This is a genomic window from Leisingera sp. ABM4_060 (genome assembly GCF_056158765.1).
Window position 1 is genome coordinate 3,771,642 of sequence record NZ_JBSWTX010000001.1, and the last position, 25,346, is coordinate 3,796,987.

Annotated in this window: 21 protein-coding genes and 2 pseudogenes; 2 read left to right on the forward strand and 21 right to left on the reverse strand. The window is 63.6% G+C overall.

Annotated elements, in window-relative coordinates; all coding sequences use genetic code 11:
• Positions 1 to 32 precede the first annotated feature (32 nt).
• Positions 33 to 905 (forward strand): 4-hydroxy-tetrahydrodipicolinate synthase, encoded by an 873-nt coding sequence (dapA, locus tag ACXAEH_RS18205; protein WP_475034772.1) that lies wholly within the window; start codon positions 33 to 35, stop codon positions 903 to 905.
• 132 nt (positions 906 to 1,037) lie between these two features.
• On the opposite strand, the gene ACXAEH_RS18210 is transcribed toward dapA, so the two are convergent.
• The 9 genes from ACXAEH_RS18210 to pdxR form a co-directional block, all read right to left on the reverse strand.
• Complete coding sequence (locus tag ACXAEH_RS18210) at positions 1,038 to 1,919, reverse strand: sigma-70 family RNA polymerase sigma factor (protein WP_475034774.1); 882 nt, start codon at positions 1,917 to 1,919, stop codon at positions 1,038 to 1,040.
• A complete protein-coding gene (locus ACXAEH_RS18215; RefSeq protein WP_475034775.1) occupies positions 1,916 to 2,377 on the reverse strand; it encodes a carboxymuconolactone decarboxylase family protein in 462 nt (153 codons plus the stop codon). Before ACXAEH_RS18215 ends, ACXAEH_RS18210 begins: the two co-directional genes overlap by 4 nt.
• Before the next feature lie 121 nt (positions 2,378 to 2,498).
• On the reverse strand, positions 2,499 to 3,386 hold the full coding sequence (locus ACXAEH_RS18220) for a dimethyl sulfoxide reductase anchor subunit family protein (protein ID WP_475034777.1): 888 nt from the start codon (positions 3,384 to 3,386) through the stop codon (positions 2,499 to 2,501).
• Positions 3,386 to 4,150, reverse strand: coding sequence for a 4Fe-4S dicluster domain-containing protein (locus ACXAEH_RS18225; RefSeq protein WP_475034778.1), 765 nt, complete (start codon positions 4,148 to 4,150; stop codon positions 3,386 to 3,388). Before ACXAEH_RS18225 ends, ACXAEH_RS18220 begins: the two co-directional genes overlap by 1 nt.
• Positions 4,147 to 6,969 (reverse strand): molybdopterin oxidoreductase family protein, encoded by a 2,823-nt coding sequence (locus ACXAEH_RS18230; protein ID WP_475034779.1) that lies wholly within the window; start codon positions 6,967 to 6,969, stop codon positions 4,147 to 4,149. Before ACXAEH_RS18230 ends, ACXAEH_RS18225 begins: the two co-directional genes overlap by 4 nt.
• A 91-nt stretch (positions 6,970 to 7,060) precedes the next feature.
• Complete coding sequence (pta, locus tag ACXAEH_RS18235; protein ID WP_475034780.1) at positions 7,061 to 8,083, reverse strand: phosphate acetyltransferase; 1,023 nt, start codon at positions 8,081 to 8,083, stop codon at positions 7,061 to 7,063.
• Positions 8,084 to 8,126: 43 nt separating this feature from the next.
• Positions 8,127 to 8,873: a sulfite exporter TauE/SafE family protein gene (locus ACXAEH_RS18240; RefSeq protein WP_475034782.1), complete on the reverse strand. Its 747-nt coding sequence runs from the start codon at positions 8,871 to 8,873 to the stop codon at positions 8,127 to 8,129.
• Between the two features lie 4 nt (positions 8,874 to 8,877).
• Positions 8,878 to 10,650: a sulfoacetaldehyde acetyltransferase gene (gene xsc, locus ACXAEH_RS18245; RefSeq protein ID WP_039149528.1), complete on the reverse strand. Its 1,773-nt coding sequence runs from the start codon at positions 10,648 to 10,650 to the stop codon at positions 8,878 to 8,880.
• A gap of 257 nt (positions 10,651 to 10,907) precedes the next feature.
• Positions 10,908 to 12,368, reverse strand: a complete 1,461-nt coding sequence (gene pdxR, locus ACXAEH_RS18250; protein ID WP_475034783.1) for a MocR-like pyridoxine biosynthesis transcription factor PdxR — start codon at positions 12,366 to 12,368, stop codon at positions 10,908 to 10,910.
• Between the two features lie 106 nt (positions 12,369 to 12,474).
• Here pdxR and ACXAEH_RS18255 point away from each other — a divergent pair, with 106 nt between their 5' ends.
• Positions 12,475 to 12,897 (forward strand): hypothetical protein, encoded by a 423-nt coding sequence (locus ACXAEH_RS18255; protein WP_475034784.1) that lies wholly within the window; start codon positions 12,475 to 12,477, stop codon positions 12,895 to 12,897.
• Positions 12,898 to 13,718: 821 nt separating this feature from the next.
• Here the strand turns inward: ACXAEH_RS18255 and ACXAEH_RS18260 are convergent.
• The 12 genes and pseudogenes from ACXAEH_RS18260 to ACXAEH_RS18315 form a co-directional block, all read right to left on the reverse strand.
• A pseudogene (locus ACXAEH_RS18260) lies at positions 13,719 to 14,983 on the reverse strand (IS91 family transposase).
• 175 nt (positions 14,984 to 15,158) lie between these two features.
• Positions 15,159 to 15,866: pseudogene (locus ACXAEH_RS18265) on the reverse strand (tyrosine-type recombinase/integrase); the annotation flags it as partial.
• Positions 15,867 to 16,474: 608 nt separating this feature from the next.
• Positions 16,475 to 17,347, reverse strand: a complete 873-nt coding sequence (locus tag ACXAEH_RS18270; protein WP_475034786.1) for a SphA family protein — start codon at positions 17,345 to 17,347, stop codon at positions 16,475 to 16,477.
• Between the two features lie 293 nt (positions 17,348 to 17,640).
• Entirely contained in the window at positions 17,641 to 18,573 is a 933-nt protein-coding gene (kce, locus tag ACXAEH_RS18275; RefSeq protein ID WP_475034787.1) for a 3,5-dioxohexanoate:acetyl-CoA acetone transferase, read from the reverse strand.
• Between the two features lies 1 nt (position 18,574).
• Positions 18,575 to 19,603: a branched-chain amino acid ABC transporter permease gene (locus ACXAEH_RS18280; RefSeq protein ID WP_475034788.1), complete on the reverse strand. Its 1,029-nt coding sequence runs from the start codon at positions 19,601 to 19,603 to the stop codon at positions 18,575 to 18,577.
• Positions 19,600 to 20,463, reverse strand: a complete 864-nt coding sequence (locus ACXAEH_RS18285; protein WP_475034790.1) for a branched-chain amino acid ABC transporter permease — start codon at positions 20,461 to 20,463, stop codon at positions 19,600 to 19,602. Before ACXAEH_RS18285 ends, ACXAEH_RS18280 begins: the two co-directional genes overlap by 4 nt.
• Position 20,464: 1 nt before the next feature.
• The gene (locus ACXAEH_RS18290) at positions 20,465 to 21,172 is read right to left on the reverse strand and encodes an ABC transporter ATP-binding protein (protein WP_475034791.1); all 708 of its coding nucleotides are present in this window, start codon (positions 21,170 to 21,172) and stop codon (positions 20,465 to 20,467) included.
• Positions 21,165 to 21,893 carry an ABC transporter ATP-binding protein gene (locus ACXAEH_RS18295; protein ID WP_475034792.1) on the reverse strand — a complete coding sequence of 243 codons (729 nt, stop codon included), beginning with the start codon at positions 21,891 to 21,893 and terminating at the stop codon, positions 21,165 to 21,167. The genes ACXAEH_RS18290 and ACXAEH_RS18295 overlap by 8 nt, the downstream gene beginning before the upstream one ends.
• A gap of 48 nt (positions 21,894 to 21,941) precedes the next feature.
• On the reverse strand, positions 21,942 to 23,222 hold the full coding sequence (locus ACXAEH_RS18300) for an ABC transporter substrate-binding protein (protein WP_475034794.1): 1,281 nt from the start codon (positions 23,220 to 23,222) through the stop codon (positions 21,942 to 21,944).
• A 38-nt stretch (positions 23,223 to 23,260) separates the two neighbouring features.
• A complete protein-coding gene (locus ACXAEH_RS18305) occupies positions 23,261 to 24,190 on the reverse strand; it encodes a 3-hydroxyacyl-CoA dehydrogenase family protein (protein WP_475034795.1) in 930 nt (309 codons plus the stop codon).
• 3 nt (positions 24,191 to 24,193) lie between these two features.
• Positions 24,194 to 24,988 (reverse strand): SDR family NAD(P)-dependent oxidoreductase, encoded by a 795-nt coding sequence (locus ACXAEH_RS18310; RefSeq protein WP_475034796.1) that lies wholly within the window; start codon positions 24,986 to 24,988, stop codon positions 24,194 to 24,196.
• A gap of 3 nt (positions 24,989 to 24,991) precedes the next feature.
• Positions 24,992 to 25,336: a cupin domain-containing protein gene (locus tag ACXAEH_RS18315; protein WP_475034798.1), complete on the reverse strand. Its 345-nt coding sequence runs from the start codon at positions 25,334 to 25,336 to the stop codon at positions 24,992 to 24,994.
• Positions 25,337 to 25,346 lie beyond the last annotated feature (10 nt).

Here is a 25,346-nt window from a genome sequence, read left to right on the forward strand (position 1 = left end):
CCGCCTGCACCACTAGCGAAGGGAGCGTGCCCATGTTCAAAGGCTCTATGCCAGCACTCGTCACCCCGTTTTCGAACGGCGAGCTGGATCTGGATGCGCTCAAACGCTTGGTGGAATGGCAAATTGCCGAAGGCTCCACCGGCCTGGTGCCGGTCGGCACCACCGGCGAAAGCCCGACCCTGACCCATGACGAGCACGAACTGGTCATCGCGGAAACCGTCAAGGCAGCGGGTGGCCGGGTGCCGGTGATTGCCGGTGCGGGCTCCAACAACACCGTCGAGATGATTCGATTCGTCGAGTTTGCCGCGAAAGCCGGCGCCGACGGCGCACTTGTTGTGACCCCTTATTACAACAAGCCGACCCAGCGCGGGCTTCTGCAGCATTTTACCGCAGCCCATGACTGTGCCGATATCCCGATCATCATCTACAACATCCCGGGCCGCTCGATCGTCGACATGACGCCTGCGACCATGGGTGAGCTGGCCAAGCTGCCGCGGATTGTAGGGGTGAAAGACGCCACCGGCGACATCGCCCGCGTCAGCCAGCAGCGCGCCGCTTGCGGTGCGGATTTCATCCAGCTGTCCGGCGAAGACGCCACCGCGCTGGGCTTCAACGCCCATGGCGGCGTGGGCTGCATCTCGGTCACCGCCAACGTGGCCCCCAAGCTCTGCTCCGAGTTCCAGGCTGCCACCCTGGCCGGCGATTACGCAAAAGCGCTGGAATACCAGGACAAGCTCATGCCGCTGCATGAGGCGATCTTCATCGAGCCCGGCCTCGCGGGTGCGAAATACGGCCTCAGCAAGCTCGGCCTGTGCAGCGAAGAGGTCCGCTCGCCGCTGACCACGCTGGAGGAAAGCACCAAGGCCGCCATTGACGCCGCCATGGTGCACGCGGGCCTGCTGTAAGCCTCGGCCCAAAATGCGAACCCGTTAGGGCGGCCTCCTTCGGAGCGCCGCCCTTTTGCTTCTTTCTGGTCCGAAATACTCCGGGGTGAATTGCCCCGAAGGGGCAAGAGGGGCTGGCCCCTCCCGCCCGCTCTACTCCAGCGCCTCCGCCAGATGCGCTGTCTTGTCCGGGTTGCGGGTCACATAGATGCGGCAGACCCGCCCGTCCCGGATTTCCAGGGAGGTTGCCTGCAGGATACCGTCCTCGGCCCAGTGCAGGATGGCCGGCAGGCCGTTCAGCCGGCAGGTCCGCCAGCGGTCCGGGTCGCCTTGCCCGTATTTGCGCGCAATGCCTTCGATCAGGCGCAGTACCTTGTCGCGCCCGTAAATCGGGTTCAGCGCCGCCATCGCCTTGCCGCCGCCGTCGGAAATCAGCTGCACATCCTGGGTCAGCATCCGGGTCAGAGACGCCATGTCGCCGGTGCGGGAGGCGTGAAAGAACGCCTCGGCCAGCTCCAGGCCCTGTTCCGGGCTGTCCGGCTCCTTGGGCGGCAGCTGCTGCACCTTGCGCCGGGCGCGCGCCGCCAATTGGCGGCAGGCTTCGGGGGAACGCTCCAGCGCGGCGGCGATGTCCTCGTAGGCGCCGTCAAAAATGTCATGCAGCAGGAAGGCTGCGCGCTCCAGCGGCGACAGCCGTTCCAGTGCCAAGAGCAGCGCCACCGTGACATCGTGGTCCAGCAGCTCGGTGGCATCCTCGGTCAGCACCGGCTCGGGCAGCCATTCGCCCGGGTAGCTCTCGCGCCGGGCGCGGGCCGACTTCAACTGGTCCAGGCACAGCCGCGTGGTGATCCGCATCAGGTAGCCGGTTGGATCCTGGACCTGCGATTGCGGAGCTGCCTGCCAGCGCAAGAAAGCATCCTGCAGGATGTCCTCGGCATCGCTTACGGTGCCCAGCATCCGGTAGGCGGCCGCGAACAATCGCGGCCGGGCTGCCAGGAACGCATCGGTTCCTTCTAGATGCTGCTGCGGTTTCATGCGGCACTTGCCTCCTGGGCGGCAGGATGCGGGGTGCGGAAGCCGATTGCAATCCGGTTCCAGGCGTTGATCGCCGAGATCAAGAGCGTCAGCGCCACCTGCTCGCGCGGCTCGAAATGCTGCGCCACTGCCGCATAATCCGCATCCGGCGCGGAAGTTGTTTCAACACGGGTCAGCGCCTCGCACCAGGCCAGCGCAGCGCGTTCGCGGTCTGAATACAGCGGCGATTCGCGCCAGGCGTTCAGCAAATGCATCCGGTCTTCGCCTTCACCGTGGGCGCGCAGGTTGTGGCTGTGCATGTGGATGCAATAGGCGCAGCCGTTGATTTGCGAGGCGCGCAGTTTCACCAGCTCGACCAGGCTGTGTTCCAGGCTGCTCTCCTTGAACAGTTTCTCCTGCTGCAGCATCGGCTGAAACAGGTCGGCGGCGAGAGTGAAATAGTCGAGGCGCGGGGTCATCTGTCTGTTCCTTTGTTGATGGCTTCAGGAACAGGACGAGGCAGCCAGGCGGTTTGTGACAGGGCCGGAAGAAAAATCCGGAAAAAAGTTCGGGGCGCCGCATTGGGCGCCCCTGATAAGATCAGCGTTTGCCGTAGTAGAGGCCGACCACATGTTCAGCCTGGGCAAAGAACAGCCAGCGCGAGGTGGCAACACCGGCCAGATGCGACAGCACCGCAAGGGCAGCGAACAGATGCTTGATCACCACGCCCTGAACCGGGGTCAGGATCAACAGCAGCGGCAGGGCAAAACCTAGCACAAAAGCGATCATCCGCAGCTTCTGCGCGTGTTTGCGGCCAACCACATGCACAAACTCGCGCAAGAGGTAGTTGGAGCCGGTATGCGGCGGCTCAAACGCCCGCACCGCACCGCGCTCACCCAGGCCGGTGGCGGTGCCCAGATTGGTGCCGGAGGCCGCCAGCGCCTTGTCGCCCTTGGCCCAATAGGCCAGCTGCACCGCACCTGCGATGGCCAAGAGCCAGGGGGCTACGGCCTCGGCACCGGCCAGCAGCGCGCCGCCCGCCAGGCTGAAGGAAAGGAACACCGCGGGCGTCAGCTCCATGTTCCAGCGCGGGATGGTCTTGAGCTGGGTATAGATCATCGAGGTGGTGAAAACGGTGGCCAGGCTGAGTGCGGCCCCGATCCAGCCCAGCAGCGTCCAATGGCTGTCCATGAAGATGGCGCCAAGGGCATACAGACCCATGACGGCCAGCGCACCGACAGCGCAGACGCCTTCGCGGCTGAGCCAGCTGGTTTTCCACTGGGTGAAGGCGCGCCAGGCGCGCTCAGGGTGGCCCAGGTGGAAGGTGGAAGCCAGAAGGCCGCCGCAAGCCAGGCCAAAGGCGATGGCGTAGAACACAAAACCCACGGTGCCGGTGACGGCCGGCTGGCCGAGGCCGAGGAAGAACAGCAGGCCAAAGCCCAGACCCGACAGGGTGGTAAAGATGATGACGGATGGTGCGGGATGCATCAGTTCGCTCCTCCCGGAAGTTTGTCGAGAGCTTTGTCCAGCCAGCCCATGAAGCCCTGCGGCTCCTCAGCGACCGGTGCCAGCAGCGGCGCGAGGATGTCGATTTCTTCCTCGATGGTGTCCTTGGGCCGGGGCGGCAGGTATTTGTTCACCGGTTTGGTGCCCATTTCCGGCATCAGATCCATGCCGCCGCGCTCTGCCACCAGTTTGGAGACATCGCTGTCCGGATCGCCCAGATCGCCGAAATGGCGTGCGCCTGCAGGGCAGGTCCGCACGCAGGAGGGGATACGGTCCACCTCCGGCAGGTTCTCGTTATAGATCCGGTCCACACACAGGGTGCATTTCTTCATCACCCCTTCGGCCAGATCCAGTTCCCGCGCGCCGTAGGGGCATGACCAGGCGCAGAGGCCGCAGCCGATGCAGTGGTCTTCGTTGACCAGCACGATGCCGTCTTCCGACCGCTTGTAGCTGGCGCCGGTGGGACAGACTGTGACGCAGGGCGCGTCTTCGCAGTGCAGGCAGGACTTGGGGAAGTGGATCAGCTGCGCGTGGCCCTGTTCCGGTTGCACCTCATAAGAGTGCACCCGATTCAGGAAGGTGCCCGAGGGATCGCCGCCATAGGGGTTCTGATCCGATAGGGGCGCGCCGTAGTTTTCGGTGTTCCAGCCTTTGCAGGAAATCACGCAGGCATGGCAGCCAACGCAGGTGTCCAGGTCGATGACCAGGCCCATCTTGCGGTCTGTGGAGTTGGGGAGCTCGGTCATTTGCCTACTTTCCACTTCAGTTCTTTCGGGCCGGTGCCGACCGGGGATTCCTGCGCCGGGAAGGCCGGTTGGCTTTCCTGCAGGTCTGCCGGGGCAGCGGCCTTTTCGATTTTGACTTTGAGGTCGAACCAGGCCGCCTGGCCGGTGATCGGGTCCGAGTTGGCCCACCGCATGCCGTCGCCCTTGGCAGGCAGCAGCTCGTGGATCAGGTGATTGAGCAGGAAGCCCTTGGTGGCCTCCGGCGCATCCTCTTCCAGCGCCCAGGCGCCTTTGCGCTTGCCGATGGCGTTCCAGGTCCAGACGGTGTTGCTGTTCAGCGCCGCCATCTCCATCACCGGCACGGTGATTTCTCCGTGCGGCGAGGTGACCTTGGCCCAATCGCCGTCCTGCAGCCCGTGCTCGTGCATCAGCTTGGTCGGGACATAGAGCGGGTTGCGGCCGTGCAGCTGGCGCAGCCAGGCGTTCTGAGTGCCCCAGGAGTGGTACATCGCCATCGGGCGCTGGGTCAGCGCATTGACGGTGAAGCCCTCGTTGCCTTCTTGGTCGGTCTCGTACCATATCGGCAGCGGGTCCATCACGTCCTTGACCCGCTGGCGCAGATGCTCCGGCGGCTGGCGCTCGCCATGGCCTTCGGCGGCAAGCTGGAACTTGCGCATCGGTTCCACATAGAGCTGGAACAGATAGGGCTGCGGGCTGTCATAGAGCCCCATGCCCACGGCCCAATCCTGATAGGCAGCGTTCCACGGTTTGTAGTAATCCGCACCTTCCGGGATGTGGGCCACATGGAAGCCGCCGTTCTCGATATACTGGTTCAGCTGCTCCGGGTTCACTTCACCGCGGCCGGTCTTGCTGCCGTCCTCGCCGCGGAAGCCCGACAGCGGGCCAATGCCCGGCTTGCGTTCGTGGTTGACGATGTAGTCGGCGTAGTCCTTCCACTTCGCGCTGCGGTCCTCGTTGGTGAAGCCCGGCAGCTTCATCCGGTTGGCCAGCTGGATCAGCACCGTCTGGAAGCCGCGCACGTCGCGGTCCGGCTCGATCACCGGCCAGCGGATCGCATCCGCCGCCGCATCCGCCTCGCAGATCGGGCGGTCCAGCAGGGAAATGCAGTCGTGGCGCTCCAGATAGGTGGTGTCGGGCAGGATCAGGTCGGCAAAGGCCACCATTTCGGAGCTATAGGCGTCCGAGTAGATGATATGCGGGATCTTGTAGTCGCCGTTCTCATCCTTGTCGGTCAGCATCTCCATCACACCTTTGGTGTTCATGGAGGAGTTCCAGGACATGTTCGCCATATACATGAACAGCGTGTCGATCTTGTAGGGATCGCCCGCGTGCGCGTTGGAAATCACCATATGCATCAGGCCATGCGCCGACATCGGGTTTTCCCAGGTAAACGCCTTGTCGATCCGCGCCGGGCTGCCGTCTTCCTTCAGGGCCAGATGCTCAGGCCCGCGGACAAAGCCCAGGTGCGGGCCGTCCAGCGGGGTATCGGGCGTGGCCTTGCAGTGCGGGGTCGGATGCGCCTCGACCGGCTTGGGGTAGGGCGGTTTGAAGCGGAAGCCGCCGGGGACTTCGACAGTGCCCAAGAGGATCTGCAGCACATGCAGCGCGCGGCAGGTCTGGAAGCCGTTGGCATGGGCTGAGACGCCGCGCATCGAGTGCATGGCCACCGGGCGGCCGGTCATCTTGGTGTGTTTCTCGCCGCGGAAATCGGTCCACTCGTGATCCAGCTCAAACGCTTCGTCAAAGGCGACGCGGGCCAGCTCGCCTGCGATGGCGCGGATGCGCTTGGCCGGGATGCCGCATTTGTCCGCGACGGCTTCGGGCGCGTATTCATCCGCCAGATAGCGCTCGGCCATCTGGTGGAAGACCGGGCGGTGGGTAACGCCGTCTTTTTCGTAGACCGCCGACAGGTCCGGGCGCACGCCGGGCTGGTCGAACGGGGTCAGCTTGCCGGTGTTGCGGTCGATGACCAGCATCTTGCCGTCGTCGTCGCGCATCAGCAGGCCCTGTTCGGGCCCTTCCGAGGCGTTCACCAAAACCGGCGCATTGGTGTAGCGGCTGAGGTAGTCGAGGTCGATCTTGCCCGCCTTCATCAGCACATGGATCATCGACAGGATGAACAGCCCGTCGGTGCCGGGGGTGATGCCGACCCAGTCGTCCGCAACAGCGTTGTAGCCCGAGCGGATCGGATTGACGCCGATCACCCGCGCGCCGCGCTTCTTGATCTTGCCGATGCCCATCTTGATTGGGTTGGAGTCGTGGTCCTCAGCGACGCCGAACAGCAGGAACAGCTTGGTGTGGTCCCAGTCGGGCTGGCCAAACTCCCAGAAGGCACCGCCCATGGTGTAGATGCCTGCAGTCGCCATGTTGACCGAACAGAAGCCGCCGTGCGCCGCATAGTTCGGGGTGCCAAAGCTTTGCGCCCAGAAACTGGTGAAGCTTTGCGATTGGTCGCGGCCGGTAAAGAACGCCAGCTGCTCGGGCGCCTCGTGACGCACCGGTTCCAGCCAGCCCACCGCAATCGCCAGCGCCTCGTCCCAAGAGATTTCCTTGAACTGGCCGGAACCGCGCGGCCCGGTGCGGATCATCGGGGCCTTCAGGCGGGACGGTGCGTTGACCTGCATGATCCCGGCTGAACCCTTGGCGCACAGCACGCCCTTGTTCACCGGGTGATCGCGGTTGCCCTCGATATAGGCAACCTTGCCGTCCTTCATATGAACGTTGATGCCGCAGCGGCAGGCGCACATATAGCAGGTGGTGCGCCGGATCTCGTCAGAGACCTTTGGCGAAGTGTTTAGGATTGGCTGCTGGTGGGTCATTGGCGGGTCCTGTTGAAGGCGAATGCGTGAAGCGGCGTTCGTTTGACTGTGAAGAAGGAGGGCGGCCCCTCCTTATGTCAATGCTTAATAATTATTGGGTATTCTTTTTTCCGGCCTGCAGGATGGTGACGGCGATGATCTGGGTGACGTCATCGGCGCTGCAGCCGCGCGACAGGTCGTTGGCGGGTTTGGCCAGGCCCTGAAGAACCGGGCCGATGGCGGCGTATCCGCCCAGCCGCTGGGTGATCTTGTAGCCGATGTTGCCGGCGTCCAGGTTCGGGAAGATCATCACATTCGCCTGGCCTGCAACAGCAGAGCCGGGCGATTTGCGTTCGCCGACCGAGGGCACAAAGGCCGCATCGAACTGCAACTCGCCATCGGCGGGCAGCTCCGGGTGCGCGTCCTGGAACAGGCCCAGGGCTTCGGTCACCTTGTCCACCGCCGGGTGCTTGGCACTGCCCTTGGTGGAGAAGCTGAGGAAGGCCAGTTTCGGATCCACCCGCAGCAGCGCGCTGGCGGACTGGGCCGAGGCAGCGGCAATGGAAACCATCTCGGCCGGTTTGGGATCGATCACCAGCCCGCAGTCGGAGTACAGCATCGCCCGGGCGCCCTCAGGCGCGCCTTCCGGCGGGTACATCAGGAAGAAGGAGGAGACCATGCCGGCATCCGGCGCCATGCCGATTACCTGGATGGCGCTGCGCACCACGTCGCCGGTGGTGTGGACGGCGCCGCCGACGGTGCCGGTGGCATGGCCCAGCCGCACCAGCATGGCGGCATAGACCAGCGGGGTTTCGGCGGCGGCCCGGGCCTTGGCCTCATCCACGCCCTTATGCTTGCGCAGCGTATAGTACTCGGCGGCAAAGCTGGCGGTCAGATCAGAGGTGGCCGGATCATGGATCGCGACACCTTCGCTGGCTTCGGCGCTTTCGGCCTCTAGGGCGGCTTCGACCTCAGCCTGCGGGCCGACCAGGATCACATCGGCGATGCCCGCCTGATGCGCGGCCAGGGCGCCTGCCACCACGCGGGGGTCGGTGCCCTCGCTCAGCGCGACGACGGGGCGGATGGCGGGGGCTTCGGCCTTCAGCAGGTCTAGCGGGGACAAGGTATGGGTCACGGGGATTGTCCTGTAGCAGCGGTTTCGGGGCAGGGCGGGACGGTCAGAACGCCAGCCGTGCGATATTGATCAGCGACAGTGCGGTCAGCATCAGCACCACCGCGCGGCGGAACAGCGACTGCGAGACCAACTGGAATGTGCGGGACCCGGCCCAGATGCCGAGGCCCAGAATAGGAAAGGCCAGCAGGATGCCGGTCAGGGTCTCAGGCCCCACCAGCCCGTTTGCGGCCATCACCGGCAGCGCCATGATGTCGATGCCGGTCAGAAACACGATCATCGTGGCCCGGAACACCGCAGGCGGCACCGGTTGCGCGGTCAGGAACGCCGCGGTGACCAGCCCGCCGACACCGGCGCTGTTGGCGATACCCGACAGCGCGCCGACACCTGCGGTGCCATTGCGCCCGACGGGGCGGCTGACTTGCCAGCCGCTCAGCAGCACCAGGCTTAGCACCAGGATCAGGCTCGAGATTGCCAGCCGCGCTTCGTATTCCCCCAGCCGGGCCATGATGGCGATCGCCGGAACGGTTGCGACGGCTGCGCCGCCCAGCAGGGCAAAGGCACGGTGCCAGTCGATATGCGGGCGGATGTCGCGGGCCTGAAAGGCGGTCATGGCGATTTCGCAGGAAAACACCACCGGGATCAGCGGCAGTGGATTGGTCGTCAAAGCCGCCAGAATGATGAAGATCGCGGAAAATCCGAAGCCGGAAAACCCGCGGATCACGGCCGCCGCGAATAACGCGGCGGCCAGAAATGCCCCTTGGCCGGTGGACAGGTCAAAGGGCAATTCCATGGTCTCAGACTTTCTGCGGACGCATGTCGTCCTTGCTGATGCCTGCAACCTGAACCGGTTTCTTCATCGCGTCGCGGCGGAAGGGCTCGCCCAGTTCCTGGTTGATCATCGCTTCGATCAGGGTGGTGATGCCTTTCTTCTGGTCTTCGCAGGCCTGGCGCAGCGCGTCGGTCAGCTCTTCCTGAGTGCGGGCAATCACACCTTTCAGGCCGCAAGCATTGGCGATACCGGCATAAGACACCTGGGTGTCCAGCTCGGTGCCGACAAAGTTGTCGTCGAACCACAGGGTGGAGTTACGCTTTTCAGCACCCCACTGGTAGTTGCGGAAGACAACCTGGGTCACGGCGGGCCATTCTTCGCGGCCGATTGCGGTCAGCTCGGTCACCGCGATGCCAAAGGCGCCGTCGCCGGAGAAGCCGACAACCGGAACGTCCGGGCAGCCGATTTTCGCACCGACAACCGCCGGCAGGCCGTAGCCGCAGGGGCCGAAAAGGCCGGGGGCCAGGTACTTGCGGCCTTCCTCAAACGACGGGTAGGCGTTGCCGATGGCGCAGTTGTTGCCGATGTCGGAGGAGATGATCGCGTCCTTCGGCAGGCCGGCCTGGATCGCACGCCATGCGCGGCGCGGCGACAGCCAGTCAGGCTTGGCAGCACGGGCACGCTCGTTCCAGGTGGTGCCGGGATCGTCCTGCTCGCTGTCCATCGAGGACAGTTCCTGCGCCCAGGAGGATTTGGTGTGCGCGATCAGCGCCTTGCGCTCGTCGCGGCCCTCGTCGCCTGCGGTGCCGGACAGTTTGCCCAGGATGGTGTCCGCAACCTGCTTGGCGTCGCCGACGATGCCGACGGTGACTTTCTTGGTCAGGCCGATGCGGTCCGGGTTGATGTCAACCTGGATGATTTTCGCGTCGGTCGGCCAGTAGTCGATGCCATAGCCCGGCAGGGTTGAGAACGGGTTCAGACGGGTGCCCAGGGCCAGGACGACGTCGGCTTTGGAGATCAGTTCCATGCCGGCCTTGGAGCCGTTGTAGCCCAGCGGGCCTGCAAACAGCGGGTGCGAGCCGGGGAAGGCGTCGTTGTGCTGGTAGCCAACGCAGACCGGGGCGTCCAGGCGCTCGGCCAGGGCCATCGAGGACGGGATCGCGCCGCCGATGACAACGCCGGCACCGTTCAGGATGACCGGGAACTTTGCGTTCGACAGCAGCTCAGCTGCCTCATTGACCGCGTCGGTGCCGCCTGCGGGGCGTTCGAAATCAACAACCGCCGGCAGTTCGATGTCCACCACTTGGGTGAAATAGTCGCGCGGCACGTTGATCTGGGCCGGCGCGGAGTTGCGCTTGGCCTGCATGATCACGCGGTTCAGGACCTCGGCCATGCGGGACGGGTCGCGCACTTCTTCCTGGTAGCAGACGCAGTCAGCGAACATGCGCATCTGTTCCATTTCCTGGAAGCCGCCCTGACCCATGGTCTTGTTCGCGGCCTGCGGGGTGACCAGCAGCAGCGGGGTGTGGTTCCAGTAGGCGGTTTTCACGGCGGTCACAAAGTTGGTGATGCCGGGGCCGTTCTGGGCGATCATCATCGACATCTTGCCGGTGGCGCGGGTGTAGCCGTCGGCCATCATGCCGCCGGAGCCTTCGTGGGCGCAGTCCCAGAAGGTGATGCCTGCAGGCTCGAAGATATCCGAGATCGGCATCATTGCAGAGCCGATGATGCCAAAGGCATGCTCGATGCCGTGCATCTGCAGGACTTTGACGAAGGCTTCTTCGGTGGTCATTTTCATGGCGGGTTCTCCTGAATGAGACGCGGAATTCCCCCGGACGCGCTGCCGGGAATTGACTCTGGTTTAGGGGGCGGGTGCAGACCGGGTTAGGGCCAGTTATGAAACCCGGATAGGTCCAAAACTGGATCCATGAAAATAGTACCGCCGGATTTTCACATAAGCATCAGCGAGTTGCAGCGTGAGAGCGCCATAAAATCCGGTGGCTCACTGAATGATACGTTTGGTATCATTTGCCGCAACTTGCAGCGGGGGGTGGCTTAGCCTTGTTTCAGCGCCTTGGCCAGCAGAGCCAGCCCGGGCTCGATTCGGGTGGCGGGAATCGAGGAATAGCCCAGACGGTAATAATTCTGCTTGCGGTGCTCGGCGGCAAAGAACGGCGCGCCGGGCTCGATAATGACGCTCTTTTCCTTGAGCCTTTCGGCCACTGCAGTGGCGTCCACATTCTCCGGCGCCTGCATCCAAAGGGCCGAGCCACCAAAGCTGCCGACACCGGCAATGGTCAGCCCATGCTTGCGGATCGCATCCTCGATCACCGCGCGGCGGTCATGCAGCACCTTGGCGGTGCGGCGGATCTGGGCGTCGTAGTGGCCGAGCGACAGGAAATAGGCGACGGTGCGCTGCACATGCCCCGGCGGGTGCCGCAAGACGCTTGCGCGCAGTGCCCGGGCCTGGCGGATGAAGGGTTCCGAGCCGACCATGTAGCCCAGCCGCAGCCCCGGGAACAGCGACTTCGAGAAACTGCCAGCATAGATCACCCGCCCCTCGGTATCGAGCGACTTCAACGACGGTGACGGTGCGCCAAGGAAGGACATTTCGAATTCATAGTCGTCCTCGACAATCACCGCGTCGATGTCGCTGGCGCGTTGCAGCAGCTCCTTGCGGCGCTCCATCGGCATAGTGAAGGTGGTCGGACTCTGATGGCTGGGAGTGCAGAAAATCACATCGGTGTCTTCTGAAATCTGCTCCGGCGGCAGCCCGCCTTCGTCCACCGGGATGCAATCGACCTGGCAGCGGGTCTGCACCACCTGGTCGCGCAGGGTGTAATAGGCGGGATCTTCGACAGCAGCCCGCCGCCCGCGGTTCAGCAGCAACTGGCAGGTGATCCACAGCGCGTTCTGGGCACCCAGTGTAATCAGGATTTCCTCGGGCCGTGCAGTAATGCCGCGCCGGGGCAGGGTGTGGCGTGCGATGTATTCCAGCAGCAGCGGGTCATCCTGGTCGAAATAGTCGTTGGCCAGCGCCGCGAAATCCTTCTGTCCCAGCGCCCGCAGCGCACACAGCCGCCAGTTGGCATGATCAAACAGCGAGGCATCGGCCTGGCCATAGATGAATGGATACCGGTAGTCGCGCCAGCCCTCGGGCTTCCGCGGCGTGTCGCCGCCGGTAAAGCTGCGCGCCAGCGCCTTGCCCCAGTCCACGGAATCGCCGGACTTCTGCTGCGGCGTGTAGGACGGCGGCACAGGCGCATTGTCCGACACGAAATACCCCGAACGCCCGCGCGAGGTGAGGTAGTCGTTGGCCAGAAGCTCGGTATAGGCCAGCGTCACCGTGATCCGGCTGATGCCCAGATGCGCTGCCAGCTTACGCGAGGACGGCAGCTTCTCCCCGACCCGGAACCGGCCTGACAGAATGCCCTCTGCGATCATCTCCTGGATCTGCGCCTGCAGGGTGCCCTGGGCGTCCGGGTTGAGAAAGAAGGTGTCGACTGAAATGGCCATGACGGCCACCTTAGGGTGGACTTAAGCGCGGCGCAATCTGGCCTTAGGGCCAGTTTGCGGAAATCTGCGGCATGCTCTGGACAGAGGGCGGTGCCAGCGTGCCGCCATGTTGAAAATCGTTTGCCATCTGGCACTCACTGCTCTTCTGACTTTTCTCACGCCGCTCGGAGGTGTGACCTGGGTTGGGGCGCTTCTGTGCCGGTGCAGGCTGCTGGCGTTCCTGGTTCTCTATGCAGGTCTCAGCCTGGCCGCCACTTGGGCGGAACCGCTGTCCGGCCGGGCCGCGCTCAACTGCGGGGAGCGCGGCCCACTGCAGATGCAGTCCTGGTTCTATTGTGCGCTGAACCGGAACAATGTGGCACCGGGACTGGCAGAGCTGCTGCAGGATGCGGCGGCCGCCGTGGATGCAGAGTATCCCGGCACCGTCACGCAGGTGCTTGACGCCAACTTTCCGTTCGTCACCGGCTTCCCGCTGCTGCCGCACCTACCCCATCATGACGGCCGCAAAGCAGAATTGGCCTTCAACTGAGCTGAGGCAAAGAGGTACGTGTAACGGCCTGCAAACATAGTCGGCTCGACCTGCAATCATCCTGATTTTCGGCCCGAATTATTTGCATCTATCCGGGGTGCTAAACCCACATTATTTGCAACCAGCCTGCAACCTTCGACTCGAACCCAGATTACGTGCGAACGGCAGTCCGGCAGGAGAGCTTGGCATGTTTAGGCTGAAAGATTTGCGGTGCAGCAATTGCCGTCCGCTGCAAGGGTCATGAACTCGAAAGACGCGGGACTGCCCGGCTTTGGGTTTTTCCTTTTCGCTGACGCAGTATCGCATTGCATAAGCGGCGGGATTCTCGCTGCATTGCAGCCCTGGCCATGGAAGCGGCCTTTGCCTGCTGGGTCCGATTGGCAGATCGAAACCGTGCTTTCGCTGCACGGCGCTTAGACGCAAAATAAAGGGTTCAACCTGGCCTTTTGCCGTCGCCACTATTGCTTGCGCAGAACTTCCGCTTCCCTGAAGGTTTTTCGATGCGGGCCTCTGCGTGACAGCGGGGCGTCTGCGGGCGCCGGCCCGCGTTGACAAACCTCGGAAGGAGGAAGCCGCGGGACCCGGGCGCTGTCTATGGGAAAGCGTGCTGCGGGTGATTGCGAGGGCGGGGTCCGGCCACCGGCCGGACATGGCGTGCCTGTCACTGGAGGCCGCTCGGACGGCTGGGGGCGTGGGTTTCGGATGGCGGCGGAACAGCTGATTGCATTTTCCTGAGCAAAGCGCAGTAACGGGCAGGCCAGGAGCGGTCCAGCCTGCGGGCGGCAGCTGGTGAGTTTCGCGCGTTTGAGACGGGCGTTGCGTCATGCGGCCTGCTCCCGGGGCGGTGCCCGGGATGGCGGCTTCCGACCGCGGCGGAAGATCCCGATGATGCGCACCGCCCCGCCACAGCAGGGGCACGGTTCGCGCAGTGTGAGGGGGATGGCCTCAGCACTCTCCTGCGGGTCCGGGTCCTGGGGCGCCCCGCCGGGCAATCTGCGGATGCGGGCGATGGTGGCCTTGCGAGCCGCGCTGGCCAGCAGCCCGTAGTGCCGGATGCGGTGGAATCCATCGGGCAGGACGCGGATCAGGAACCGGCGGATGAACCCGCCGGTCTCGAGGCGCATCACCTTTTGCCGGCCGCTGTGCTTGATGCGGCAGTCCTTCCAGCGGAACGCCACGGCCGCAGCATCGGCGCCGGTCAGGCGGGGGTTCGAGACCGCCGCGCGGTGCGTGTACCGGCTGAGACAGGCGGGCACGGCCGCGGGGCCGCCGAAGGGCGGTTTGGCGCAGATGACCCGCTCGGTCTTGCGCAGCGGGGCGGGGCAGGCGGCAAAAGCGGCGGCCTGAGCCAGGTTTTTGAGGTCGCCGAAGAACTGAAGCGCGCCCACCTTGTGCAGGACCGCCGGCCCTTCGGGGAAGAGCCGCCGGAATAACCGGGAGAGGACGCGCACCGGCAGGAAGAACCCGGGGCGGCAGGCGATCCATTTGTGCCGTCCGGCGGCAGGCCGCCGTCCCATTGCCCGGCAGGCGATTGCGCAGCGATCTGCCGAGAGGGGGCACGATCATGCGGGCATGCGGATGGCGGGTCAGCGCCGGACCCCAGGTGTGGAGCACGCTGGCCATGCCGGCCCGGGCGCCGGGATGCCGGGGATCCGCGGCGATGGCCGTCACGGTCTCAGCCGAGGCGCGGAACAGCAGGCTGCAGACTGCCTTCTTGTTCCAGTAAGCGATTTGCGCGATCCCGGCCGGCAGGGTGAAGACCGCGTGGAAGCACCCGGCCGGCAGCAAGTCCTCGGCCCGCGCGGCCATCCAGCCACCTGCGGCTGGTCCCTGGCACTTCGGGCAGTGCCCCCCTCCCGGCAGATTTGGCGCCGCCAAATCGCCTGCCGGTCAATGGTATCTTGCAGGAACTGCAGGCGATGTGCCGGTGACCGCATTTTCCGCACGCAGCGGCATGCCCGCCGGGCACCTCGGTCCGGCAGGCCTCGATCGCCGGCATCCCCTTGAGCCGGGTTAGGCTGGCATGCCCGGCATTGGCCCGCCGCCACGCGGGTCCGTGTCTTCGGAAGATGCCAGCAAGCTCCAGTCCCGGCCGCCCGGGCCCCCCCGGCGTCCGGCCGCACCAGTCCGCGCCGGAGAGTGCGGTCCTGCAGCTCCTTCAGACGTTCGTACGGGCTGACGGTGGAGCGGATCGTCCTGGTGGCCGCATGCGCGTAGCGGGCGGTGGTGCTGAGCTTGGCGCGGCCCAGCAAAACCTGGATGATCCGCACATCCGTCCCCGCCTCCAGCAGATGCGCCGCGAAGCTATGGCGGAGCGTGTGCAGGGGTGCGGGCTTGTTGATCCCTGCCATGTGTTTTGCGGACGTGAACGCCCGGTTCAGCTGCCGCGGTGACAGCGGGTTGATCTTCGGCTTGCCCGGGAACAGCCAGCCCTCCGGCCGCGCCTCGCGCCAATAGCCGCGCAAAAGCTCCAGCAGCCCCGGCGGCAGCATCGCCTTGCGGTCCCGGCTGCCCTTGCCGTCCCCGACGCGGATCAGCATCCGGTCACTGCCGGTATCCGTGACCTTGAGATTGCAGACCTCGGAGGCCCGCAGACCTGCTCCGCAGCTGATACCCAGGGCCGCACGGCACTTCAGCCCGGGTCCGGGCACCGCGGCCATCAGGCCGCCCCCCTCTTCGGCGCTGAGGACGATCGGCAACTTCCGGGGGTTGCTTCGGAACGGCATGTACCGCTTCATCTCCCCGCGGCCGCATGCGATGCCGAAGAAGAACCGCAGCGATGAGATCCGCACGTTGAACGCCGAGGCCGGGACGCCGGTATCGGTCATGTGCAACTGGCAGGCCCGAAGCTCTTCCGGCGCCGCTGTATCGGGCGCATGCCCGAGGTATCCCGCGAAATCCTTGACCGCCCGAATACGGGCTTTCCGGGCGCTCTCGCCCAGGCCACGGATGCGCATGCCCTCGATCATCCGCGCGCAGCGGCGCGGTTCTATGAACCTTCATGGGACCCTCCTGTCTGTGGATTGAGAAGGTCCCAATCATCAGACAGATCCGGTCATTCCCAAATGCACAGGGGGGGCAGATCAGCGAGGTGCGCCCGCCACAGCCGCCCCTGCCGCGCGAGCGGCTTCGTCCTTCCGCATGTGCAAGACTTTCAGCAGCGCAGCGAGCCTCCCGTTTGCGGTCTTCCGGCACCACAGAAACCGATGCCGCTCAAACCGTCAAATCGCTGTAAACAGGTCGGCCAAACGAGGCGCTGACAAAGGGGAATAAGCAGTCCTGCTTGAGTGATCAAAACTGAAAGCCAGTGCATGGCTGTCTGCAGTGCGGCCATAGGTTGTGCCAGCATCACGACATCGGCCGCGAAAAAAGGCACTGCTAGACCGGCTATTTCTGATGTCCTATGTGCTGAAGACCAAAAGACAGAAAATAGCTGCTTACGTCAGTGCCCGAGCTTTTGGGAAGAGCCCGTTTCTGGTGGTCACCTGTACAGTCTTGACGATAAGTTTGGCGAACTGAACTTGCCTGTTGAGGCTGGAACCTGCGATTGAATGCCAGCAGGTTCCAGCCAAACCGTTCAGAACTTAAACTCGAAGTGGACCCAAAGGTTCTCCTCATCCACTGTGTTGCGCGCCTTTACACTGTTTGTGTAGTTGAGCCTGCCGACGAAAGGGCCAAAATTGTAGGACGCATGCAAGCCAAGCGCAAAGGCCTCGGCGTCGCCTGCCGCCACGCCGCCATAGTTGGTGCCATTGTTCCGGTCGCTGGTCAGCTGGGTGGCATAGTAAGCTGTCGGCCCGATCGAGAACTTGCCGAAGTTACGGACAACAGTAGCATTCAGGAACATTTCATTGCCGGACTTATAGGAAGTATCGCTATTCTCGCCGTTGATGTTGAACACGGCCTGGCCGGTGAACTGCCAATCCTTGCTCAGGTAGCTAACGGCAAGCTCCGGCTCGAGGATGTAGTCGAACTGGGGCGCGACATCATCGTCGCCGATAGGCAGATAGATGCCCAGGCCCGCCGAGGTGTGCCAGCCATTCTCGTGGTTCCAGGACAACAGATGTTTCCACATCGGGTTCAGCAGGCCGCTGGACGAGGACGAGCCGCCGGGCGTCGAAACATCGAGATCCACCATGTAGGGGAAGGCGATGAAGGTCATGTAGCGGCCCCCGAACAGCTCCCAATCGGTAGAAAAGTTGATCTGTGTCGAGGCCACTTTGGCGTTCACGCTGACGCCAACATCATTGCCATCGCCATCGACGACATTGCCGCTGCTGTAGTTGAACCGCTGCAGCACATAGGTGCCCGGCGGCGGCAGGGCGCCGGTTGGAATACCGATGGTCAGCCCGGCCGGAAACGATGGCCCGACGCCCGGCTCCCTGGCCTCGGCAGCCGAGGTGATCATCAGGCCGGCCAGCGCCATCCCGACTAGTTTTCGCAGTCCCATATTGCTCCTCCTTCTTTTAAGCAGACCATTGGCCTGCAGGCCGCCGGTCAGGGGGTGAGGCCGCTGCGGCCCCTGCATGGCATGCAGCCATGTTCAGATCCTGAGTCCGGTCAGCCACAGGCCGCGGCCTGTGGCTGACCGCCCGCCCTTAAGCGTTGAGAAGGCACAGTTTCTCCCTTGGCGGGAACAAAGCTCCCGCCCTCAAGCCTCCTCAAAATCTGTCAGAGCGTCAGGATGAGTGACCGGCCCGGAGAGCACGCGCCCCGCCAGGCAGGTTCAGTCCGGTAGCCCGTCTAAAAAGCGGTCTTGTCCCCGCCTTTCAGCGCCAGTATTTCGCGGGCCTCATCCGGAGTGGCCACTTCGCTGCCCAGCTCCTCGACGACGCGGCGGATCTTCTGCACCTGCTGGGCGTTGCTTTCTGCCAGCTGGCCGCGCCGGATCAGCAGGCTGTCTTCCAGCCCCACCCGCAGATTGCCGCCCATCTGCGCCGCGGTGGCCGCCAGCCCCATCTGGGCGCCGCCCGCCCCCAGCACCGACCAGCGGTAATCGTCACCGAACAGCCGGTCGGCAGTGCGTTTCATGAACACCAGATTGTCCACCTCCGGCCCGATACCGCCCAGGATGCCAAAGATGAACTGGATGAAGACCGGCGCCTTGAACAGGCCAATGCCCATGCAGAATTTCAGGTTGTAGAGATGGCCGACGTCATAGCATTCATGCTCGAACTTGATGCCGTGCGGCGCTAGGGTTTCGGCTGCCTCGCGGATGTCCCGGAAGGTGTTGCGGAAGATGTTGCCGTCGGAATTGGCGACATAGTCCTTCTCCCAGTCGAATTTCCAATCGTCATAGCGCTTGGCCAGTGGATGGAAGGAGAAATTCATGCTCCCCATATTCATCGAGCACATTTCCGGGCTGAAGGTCTTGGCCGGGGTGATCCGCTCCTGGATGGTATGGGTCAGCGAGCCGCCGGTGCTGAGGTTCACCACCGCATCGGTGCCCTGTTTGATGCGCGGCAGGAACGGTGCGAAGTCCTTGGGGTCCACCGACGGCGCGCCGGTTTCCGGGTTGCGCGCGTGCAGGTGGAGGATGGAGGCGCCGGCCTCGGCAGCCTCGACCGCCTGGGCGGCTATGCCGTCATAGGTATAGGGCAGAGCATCCGACATCGTTGGGGTATGGATCGCCCCGGTGATGGCACAGGTGATGATGGTCTTTTTCTGGCGGGCCATGTCAGCCGTCCTTCTTGTCTTTGGATTGCACGACGCGATAGCCGAGCGGGAAGAGTTGCAGGTCAAAGCGCGCACGGATCAGCCCCCAGACGCCCTTGGGCGCCTTCAGCATCACCACGATGGCCACCAGCCCCATCACCATCAGGTAGATGGTGCCAAGGTCGGCCAGCGTTTCGCGCAGGGCAAAGAAGATGAGGGTACCGATGATCGGCCCTTCAATGGTGCCGATGCCGCCGATCACCACGATGAAGATCACGAAAGCCGTCCAATCATTGACCGAGAAGGCCGCATCCGGCGAGATCCGCAGCTTTTGCAGGAAGATCAGCGCGCCAGCCAGCGAGGTGAGCGCAGCTGTGACCACATAGACGGCAAACTTGGTGCGCCAGATGTCGATCCCCAGAGAACCCGCCGCCAGCTCGTTGTCGCGGATTGCGGTCAGCGCCAGCCCCCGGCGCGAGCGCAGGAAGACATAGATTGCTGCGATCACCAGAACCGCAGCCCCCAGCGCCAGCCAGTAGCTGAGGCTTTCGCGGCCCGAGCGGTTGGACGCGAGGGATTTCACGACGCTCACCGGCAGCGAGGAGCCGGAGCCGCCGCCAAGCGCCGGGATTTGGGCAAAGGACAGGCGGAAGACTTCGGCGATGACCCAGGTGCCGATGGCAAAATAGGCGCCGCGCAGTCGGAAGGCGAGGAAGGCGGCGGGGATCGAAACCAGCGCTCCCAGCACCCCGGCAGCGGCGATAGCCGCCAGCGGATGCTGCCCGCCGAAGATCGTCAGTGCAAACAGCATATAGCCGCCAAAGCCCACATAGGCTTGCTGCCCGACCGAGACGAGCCCGGCATACCCGGCCATCAGGTTCCACAGCGAGGCCAGGGCCATGTAAAGGAACAGTTCGCTCATCAGGCGCATGTCGGCGCGGCCGGCCCACCAGGGGGCGGCAATCAGCACAACCAGGGCAATGGTGCCAAGGATGGCCGCGGCCCGGGCCGCGCTGGAGCTGCGGGTGACAGAGTAGGTTTGAAGGCTCATCCGGTCATCCTCGGGAACAGGCCCTGCGGGCGGATTGCAAGAATGGTGAGAAAGGCGATGTGGCCTGCCAGAACCTGCCAGCCCGGGTCGATCTTGGCGCCGATGGTCTGCGCCACGCCCAGGATGACGCCGCCCGCCAGGGTGCCCCACAGGTTGCCCAGCCCGCCGATGATCACCGCTTCAAAGCCGAAGATCAGCCGCCCGCTGCCCGCCGCCGGGTCAAAGCTGGTGCGCAGCCCCAAGAGGATGCCAGCAACCGCAGTCACCGCCAGTGCCAGGGCCATGGCCAGACCAAAGATGTGGCGCCTGTTCAGTCCCATCAGCTGGGCAATGTCCTGATTGTCGGAGACAGCCCGGAACGCCCGGCCCAAAGCGGTCCGGTAAAAAGTCCACTGCAGCCCGGCGATCACGGCGATTGCGATGCCGAAGGTCAGCAGCGGCAGCAGGCCGATAGACAGCGGACCCAGCGGCAGGCTGGCGGTTTCCAGCGCCGGGGACGCCATCTTTTGCGGATCGGCAGAGTAGACCTCCAGCAGCCCGTTCTGCAGGATCACCGACAGGCCGAAGGTGACCAGCAGCGGCGGCAACAGATCATCGCCAAGCGTGTGGTTCAATAGCCCGTGCTGCAGCACATAACCGATGGCGGCCATGGCCGGCACCACCAGCACAAGGGCCGCCAGCGGATGCAGCCCGGCTGCCGAAGTGACCGTCAGCCCCAGGTAGGCGGCCAGCACGATCAGGTCGCCATGGGCAATGTTGACCAGCCGCATTACGCCAAAGATCAGCGACAATCCGGCCGCAAAGAGCGCGTACAAGCCTCCCAGCAGCGTGCCCTGAATGATTGCGTTGAGCCATTCCATATTATTCCATCCCGAAATAGGCGCGCGAAATCTCTTCGCGGGAAACCGTGGCCGAGGCGCCTTCCAGCGACACCCGCCCCTCCTGCAGGCAATAGACCCGCGACGAGACCGCCAGCGCCTTGGTGATGTCCTGCTCGACAATGACTGCACTCATGCCCTCGCCGATGATGCCGGGCAGGGCCTCGTAGATGTCCTTGATGATGATCGGCGCCAGGCCGAGGCTGATCTCGTCGAACAGGATCAGCTCCGGGTTCGACATCAGGGCCCGGCCGATGGCCACCATCTGCTGCTGGCCGCCGGACAGCGCTGTCGAAGGCACGTTGCGCCGCTCCTCCAGGATTTCGAACAGCGCATAGACTTTCTTCAGCGTCCAGGGGCCTTTGCGCCCGGCTTGCGCACCGATCAGAAGGTTTTCCTCAACCGACAGCGAGGGAAACAGCTGCCGGCCTTCGGGCACCATGGCCAGGCCGCAGGCGGCCACCTGATCGGCGCGCAATCCGCTGATATCCTGCCCTTTGAACCGGATCTGGCCGGGGCCGTTGGTCAGGAGGCCGGTAACCGAGCGCATCAGCGTGGTCTTGCCGGCCCCGTTGGCGCCAATGATTGCGAGCACCTCGCCGGGGGCCGCCTGCATGTCCACGCCGTAGAGCGCCTGAAAATCGCCGTATCGGGCGTCTAGGCCCGTTATCTGCAAGATAGGATCAGGCATCAGCTTCAATCCCCAGATAGATTTCCTGCACTTGCGGGCTTTGCATGATCGCCTCCGGCTCGCCTTCCGCAATCTTCTTGCCGAAGTCGATCACGATCAGCCGGTCGACCACGGCCATCAGCGCATGCACGACATGCTCGATCCAGATGATGGTGACGCCGGATTTATGGATGTCCGAGATGGTCTGCACGAGCGACACGCATTCGCCTTCGGTCAGACCTCCGGCAATCTCGTCCAGCAGCAGAAGTTTGGGCTTAGCGCACAGCGCACGGGTCATTTCCAGCCGCTTGCGCTCCAGCAGAGTCAGGCTGCCCGCCAGCACATTGGCTCTGGGCAGCAGCCCGGTCTGCTCCAGGACTTGGAGGCAAAACTGTTCAGCATCCTGCCCCTTCAGCCCGGCCGCCTGGGTGGCTGCAATCATCGCGTTCTCAAAGACCGTCATGCCGGAAAACGGCTGCGGCACCTGAAAGCTGCGCGCAATGCCGGCCCGGCAGCGCTTGGCCGCCCCCAGGCCGGTTACGTCCCGGCCGTCAAAGATGACCCGGCCGCTATCGGCAGCCAGAGTGCCTGTGATCAGGTTGAACATCGAGGTTTTGCCCGCCCCGTTGGGGCCAAGCACACCAAGCGCCTCACCCTGAGCCACCTCGTAGCTAAGCTCCTGCGCCACTTTCACGGCGCCAAAGGACTTGCTCAGATTGTCCAATTTCAAAATTGTGGTCATGTTTTCTTGCCTTGAAGCGGGCGGCGCTTGGCTGCGCCGCCTCCACTGTTATCCAAGCAGCTTCAGATCAGCCGTCAGCGGGATTTCAGGGTCGGCCTCATTGGCGACGATCTGCAGTTCAAAGGTATCGCCCGCCTTTTGCCACTGGCCGCCGACCAGCGGCGTTTTGGTGACATTGTTGAGCGGTCCCTTGGACCAGTTCACCTGACCAACAATGGTCAGCACATCGGACTTGGCAATGGCGTCCACGATGGCGGCGGGATCTTCCAGGTCCTCGGCCCGTTTCACCACATCCGCAACCACTTCGAACAGTGCATGCTTGAAGCCGATCGGCTGGGTCCAGGGGCGACCGGAGGCGGCCGTATACCCGTCCGCCAACTCTTTGGAAGTTTGCCCGGTGAGGGAGGAGGAAAACGGATGGTTCGGCGACCACCAAACCTCGGAGGTCAGCCCGTCGCCGCGGCCGCCCAGGCTCTCGATCACCGACGGGAACAGCAGCGCCTTCCCGATAGTGACGATCTTGGGATTGAACCCCTGCTGCGCCGACTGCGCCCAGAAGGTGGCAAAATCCGGCGGGATCATATTGCCGGTGACAATCTCGCAGCCTGCTGACTTGAAAGCCGCGATCTGGTTGGAGAAATCATCCGACAGCGGCTGGTAGCGGCCCGGATCGGTCAGCGTATAACCGGCATCGGCCAACGGCTGGGGCAGGCCAAGCTTCGGATGCCCCCAGGCGTTGCCATCGGCATCATTGGGGAACAGGCCACCGACTGTTTTCGCAACACCGGATTTCCCCCACATGCCGAGGAAAGCCTCGATAACGTCTTCAAGCCCCCAGAAGAAATGATAGGTCGACTGGAAGCCTTCACCCGGCACACCATTGCGACCGAAGAAATAAGGCTGCCACGGGCAATCCGTGGTGATGCAGGGCACTTCGTTCACCTCTGCCTGGTCCGCAACCGGGTTCACCGTGTCGGGAGTTGAGGCCGCGACGATGATATCAACCTCCTCGCCCAGGATGAGATCGGCGGCAACCTCTGCGGCGCGGTTGGGATTGGACTGGCTGTCTTTTGAGATGATTTCGACGTTCCAGGCTTTGCCGTTGTTTACCAGACCGGCCGAAAACGCCTGCTGGACAGCAGAGAGCACATAGTCGTCCGCCTCGGCAAAACCCGCCAGCGGTCCGGTGCGAGGGCTTACATGGCCGACCCGCAGAGTAGGGGTGGCCGCATAGGCGCGGGTTGCGTTCAGCAGCGCCGGCGCCGCCAGCATGGTTCCGGCGCACGCAAGAAAACTGCGGCGTGAAACAGGCTTCACTACCTTGGTCATTGTATCCTCCCTTGACCGGGCTCATCCCGGTTTTTCATTTAGTCAAGCAAGATGCCGTCCAGTCGGTTCAGATGCCGCGCCACCCGGTTGCGCACATCTTCAGCCTCGGCCTTGGTCCATCTTAGAAAACCCTCGCCCGCCTTCATGCCCAGCCGGCCCTCCCCGACCAGCTGCTGAAGGTAAGGGGACGGGCCCCTGCGGCTTTCGAGGTCGTGCAAAACATTCTCGTGGATATCCAGCGTCAGGTCGGTTCCCACGAGATCGGCATTTTCCAGCGGCCCGAGAACCGCCAGACGCCGGCCGAAGCTGGATTTGATCACCGTATCCACTGCTTCTGCGCTGCAAACGCCGTTTTCCACCAGGCTAACGGCCTCCCGCCACAGCGCGTGCTGCAGCCGGTTGCCAATGAAGCCGGGAATGTCCTTTTCCACCATCACCGGGGTTTTGCCGGCGTCTTCCAGCAAGGCCATCGTTTCGGCCGCGGCATCCGGGCTGGTCCATTCCGTTTTCACCACTTCCACCAGCGGGATCATATGCGGCGGGTTCCACCAATGGGTTCCCAGCGCCCGCTCCTTCAGGCGCAGGCCGGACATAATGTCCGTGATCGGCATCACCGAGGTGTTGGAAGCCAGTATGCAACTGTCCGGCGCGTGTTCCTCTACCTCGGCAAAGATAGCCCTTTTGACCTCCAGCTTTTCTGGCGCTGCCTCAAAGACCACATCCGCCTGCCGCACGGCTCCCGCAGTTGTGTTGAAGACCTCGATCATCTTCAGGCTCTTTGCGATCTTCTCTTCGCTGTCGCCCATAGCTGCAAGGCTGGCCCGGATGCGGGCCGGGACGGTATCGCGCGCTTGCTGCACGGGATCGGTGACCGCCACATACTGACCGGCACGCGCCAGTGTGAGAGCAATGCCATGGCCCATGAGGCCGGCTCCAATTACTGCGATCTGCTGTTTTTTCCGCACCATCGTTCAGCCCGCCGTATAGCCGCCGTCGGCGTAAAGAATATGGCCGGTGTAGAAATCAGACGCCTTTGAGGCCAGGAACAGCAGCGGCCCGGCCAGATCCTCCGGCTCGCCCAGCCGCCCCTTAGGCACCCGGGTCAGGAAACCGTCGCGCACTTTCTGCGCCTCTTCGGTGTCTTCGAACATCCATGCGGTCAGCGGTGAGCGGAAGACGGTCGGCGCGATTGCATTGACGGTAATGCCGGAGTTGCCCAGCTCGCATCCCAGCGCCTTGGTGATCCCGTCCACTGCCGCCTTGGAGGCGCAATAGGCGGTATAGCCGGCCGGATGGCCCAGCAGCCCGCGCGCGGAGCTAACCAGAATGATCTTGCCGTAGCCCTGTTCCTTCATTTGTTTGGAGGCGGCACGGGCCAGCAGCCAGCTCTGGTTGACATTGGCGTCCATCACCTTGCTGAAGGTCTCAGGCGCCATGTCGTTGATCAACGCCACCTTATTCATGCCAGAGGCAACAACCAGAATATCCAGCCTGCCAAAGTTGCGGACGGCTTCCTCGACCAGCTCATCACAGGCGGCTTCGTCCTCCGGCCGTGTGTTGACCGTGACGACTGCCGAGCCCAGCGCGCGGCATTCCGCGGCCACCTGATCCAACACATCCTGATTGCCGGCTGCCAGCACCAGGTTGCAACCCGCGCCGGCCAGGAACCGCGCAGCCACCATGCCAAAAGCGCCCGAGGCACCAGTGATCAGCGCGGTATTGTCTTTCACGTCGAACATCGACAGCGGGTTAGTGTCTGTATTCATCTCTCAGGCCTCCGGCGGATAGGGAATGATGACCAGCATGGTGCAAACGCTGTTGCTGCGGTTCTCGATCTTGCGGATTTCGTTCGGCGCGATGGTGCAGCTGTCATATTTCCTCAATGCAGTGTCCTGGCCGTTGATGGTCACGGTGATCTCACCTTCCAAAACAACGTAGACCTTTTCGAATGGTGTCGTGTCCGGGCCTGCACCGCCGCCGGGCAGAAAGTGGCTCAGACCCACCCATTGATTTACGGGACCGTTTGCCTCGAACCCCTGCAGCCGCAGGCCATGGCAGCCAAAGTGGTTCGGCGCGTCATAGGGCTGGGCATCTGAAAACCGTTTTAAGTGCATAAGGCGGCTC

What these genes read in the sequence shown, in the direction of transcription:
- ACXAEH_RS18290 (WP_475034791.1), bottom strand. Translation starts at nt 21,172, where the DNA reads ATGCCTGATCCTATCTTGCAGATAACGGGCCTAGACGCCCGATACGGC.
- ACXAEH_RS18240 (WP_475034782.1), bottom strand. Translation starts at nt 8,873, where the DNA reads ATGGAATTGCCCTTTGACCTGTCCACCGGCCAAGGGGCATTTCTGGCC.
- ACXAEH_RS18270 (WP_475034786.1), bottom strand. Translation starts at nt 17,347, where the DNA reads ATGGGACTGCGAAAACTAGTCGGGATGGCGCTGGCCGGCCTGATGATC.
- ACXAEH_RS18295 (WP_475034792.1), bottom strand. Translation starts at nt 21,893, where the DNA reads ATGACCACAATTTTGAAATTGGACAATCTGAGCAAGTCCTTTGGCGCC.
- ACXAEH_RS18230 (WP_475034779.1), bottom strand. Translation starts at nt 6,969, where the DNA reads ATGACCCACCAGCAGCCAATCCTAAACACTTCGCCAAAGGTCTCTGAC.
- ACXAEH_RS18210 (WP_475034774.1), bottom strand. Translation starts at nt 1,919, where the DNA reads ATGAAACCGCAGCAGCATCTAGAAGGAACCGATGCGTTCCTGGCAGCC.
- ACXAEH_RS18255 (WP_475034784.1), top strand. Translation starts at nt 12,475, where the DNA reads ATGTTGAAAATCGTTTGCCATCTGGCACTCACTGCTCTTCTGACTTTT.
- ACXAEH_RS18220 (WP_475034777.1), bottom strand. Translation starts at nt 3,386, where the DNA reads ATGCATCCCGCACCATCCGTCATCATCTTTACCACCCTGTCGGGTCTG.
- ACXAEH_RS18285 (WP_475034790.1), bottom strand. Translation starts at nt 20,463, where the DNA reads ATGGAATGGCTCAACGCAATCATTCAGGGCACGCTGCTGGGAGGCTTG.
- ACXAEH_RS18280 (WP_475034788.1), bottom strand. Translation starts at nt 19,603, where the DNA reads ATGAGCCTTCAAACCTACTCTGTCACCCGCAGCTCCAGCGCGGCCCGG.
- ACXAEH_RS18305 (WP_475034795.1), bottom strand. Translation starts at nt 24,190, where the DNA reads ATGGTGCGGAAAAAACAGCAGATCGCAGTAATTGGAGCCGGCCTCATG.
- dapA (WP_475034772.1), top strand. Translation starts at nt 33, where the DNA reads ATGTTCAAAGGCTCTATGCCAGCACTCGTCACCCCGTTTTCGAACGGC.
- ACXAEH_RS18300 (WP_475034794.1), bottom strand. Translation starts at nt 23,222, where the DNA reads ATGACCAAGGTAGTGAAGCCTGTTTCACGCCGCAGTTTTCTTGCGTGC.
- ACXAEH_RS18310 (WP_475034796.1), bottom strand. Translation starts at nt 24,988, where the DNA reads ATGAATACAGACACTAACCCGCTGTCGATGTTCGACGTGAAAGACAAT.
- ACXAEH_RS18225 (WP_475034778.1), bottom strand. Translation starts at nt 4,150, where the DNA reads ATGACCGAGCTCCCCAACTCCACAGACCGCAAGATGGGCCTGGTCATC.
- ACXAEH_RS18315 (WP_475034798.1), bottom strand. Translation starts at nt 25,336, where the DNA reads ATGCACTTAAAACGGTTTTCAGATGCCCAGCCCTATGACGCGCCGAAC.
- ACXAEH_RS18215 (WP_475034775.1), bottom strand. Translation starts at nt 2,377, where the DNA reads ATGACCCCGCGCCTCGACTATTTCACTCTCGCCGCCGACCTGTTTCAG.
- kce (WP_475034787.1), bottom strand. Translation starts at nt 18,573, where the DNA reads ATGGCCCGCCAGAAAAAGACCATCATCACCTGTGCCATCACCGGGGCG.
- xsc (WP_039149528.1), bottom strand. Translation starts at nt 10,650, where the DNA reads ATGAAAATGACCACCGAAGAAGCCTTCGTCAAAGTCCTGCAGATGCAC.
- pdxR (WP_475034783.1), bottom strand. Translation starts at nt 12,368, where the DNA reads ATGGCCATTTCAGTCGACACCTTCTTTCTCAACCCGGACGCCCAGGGC.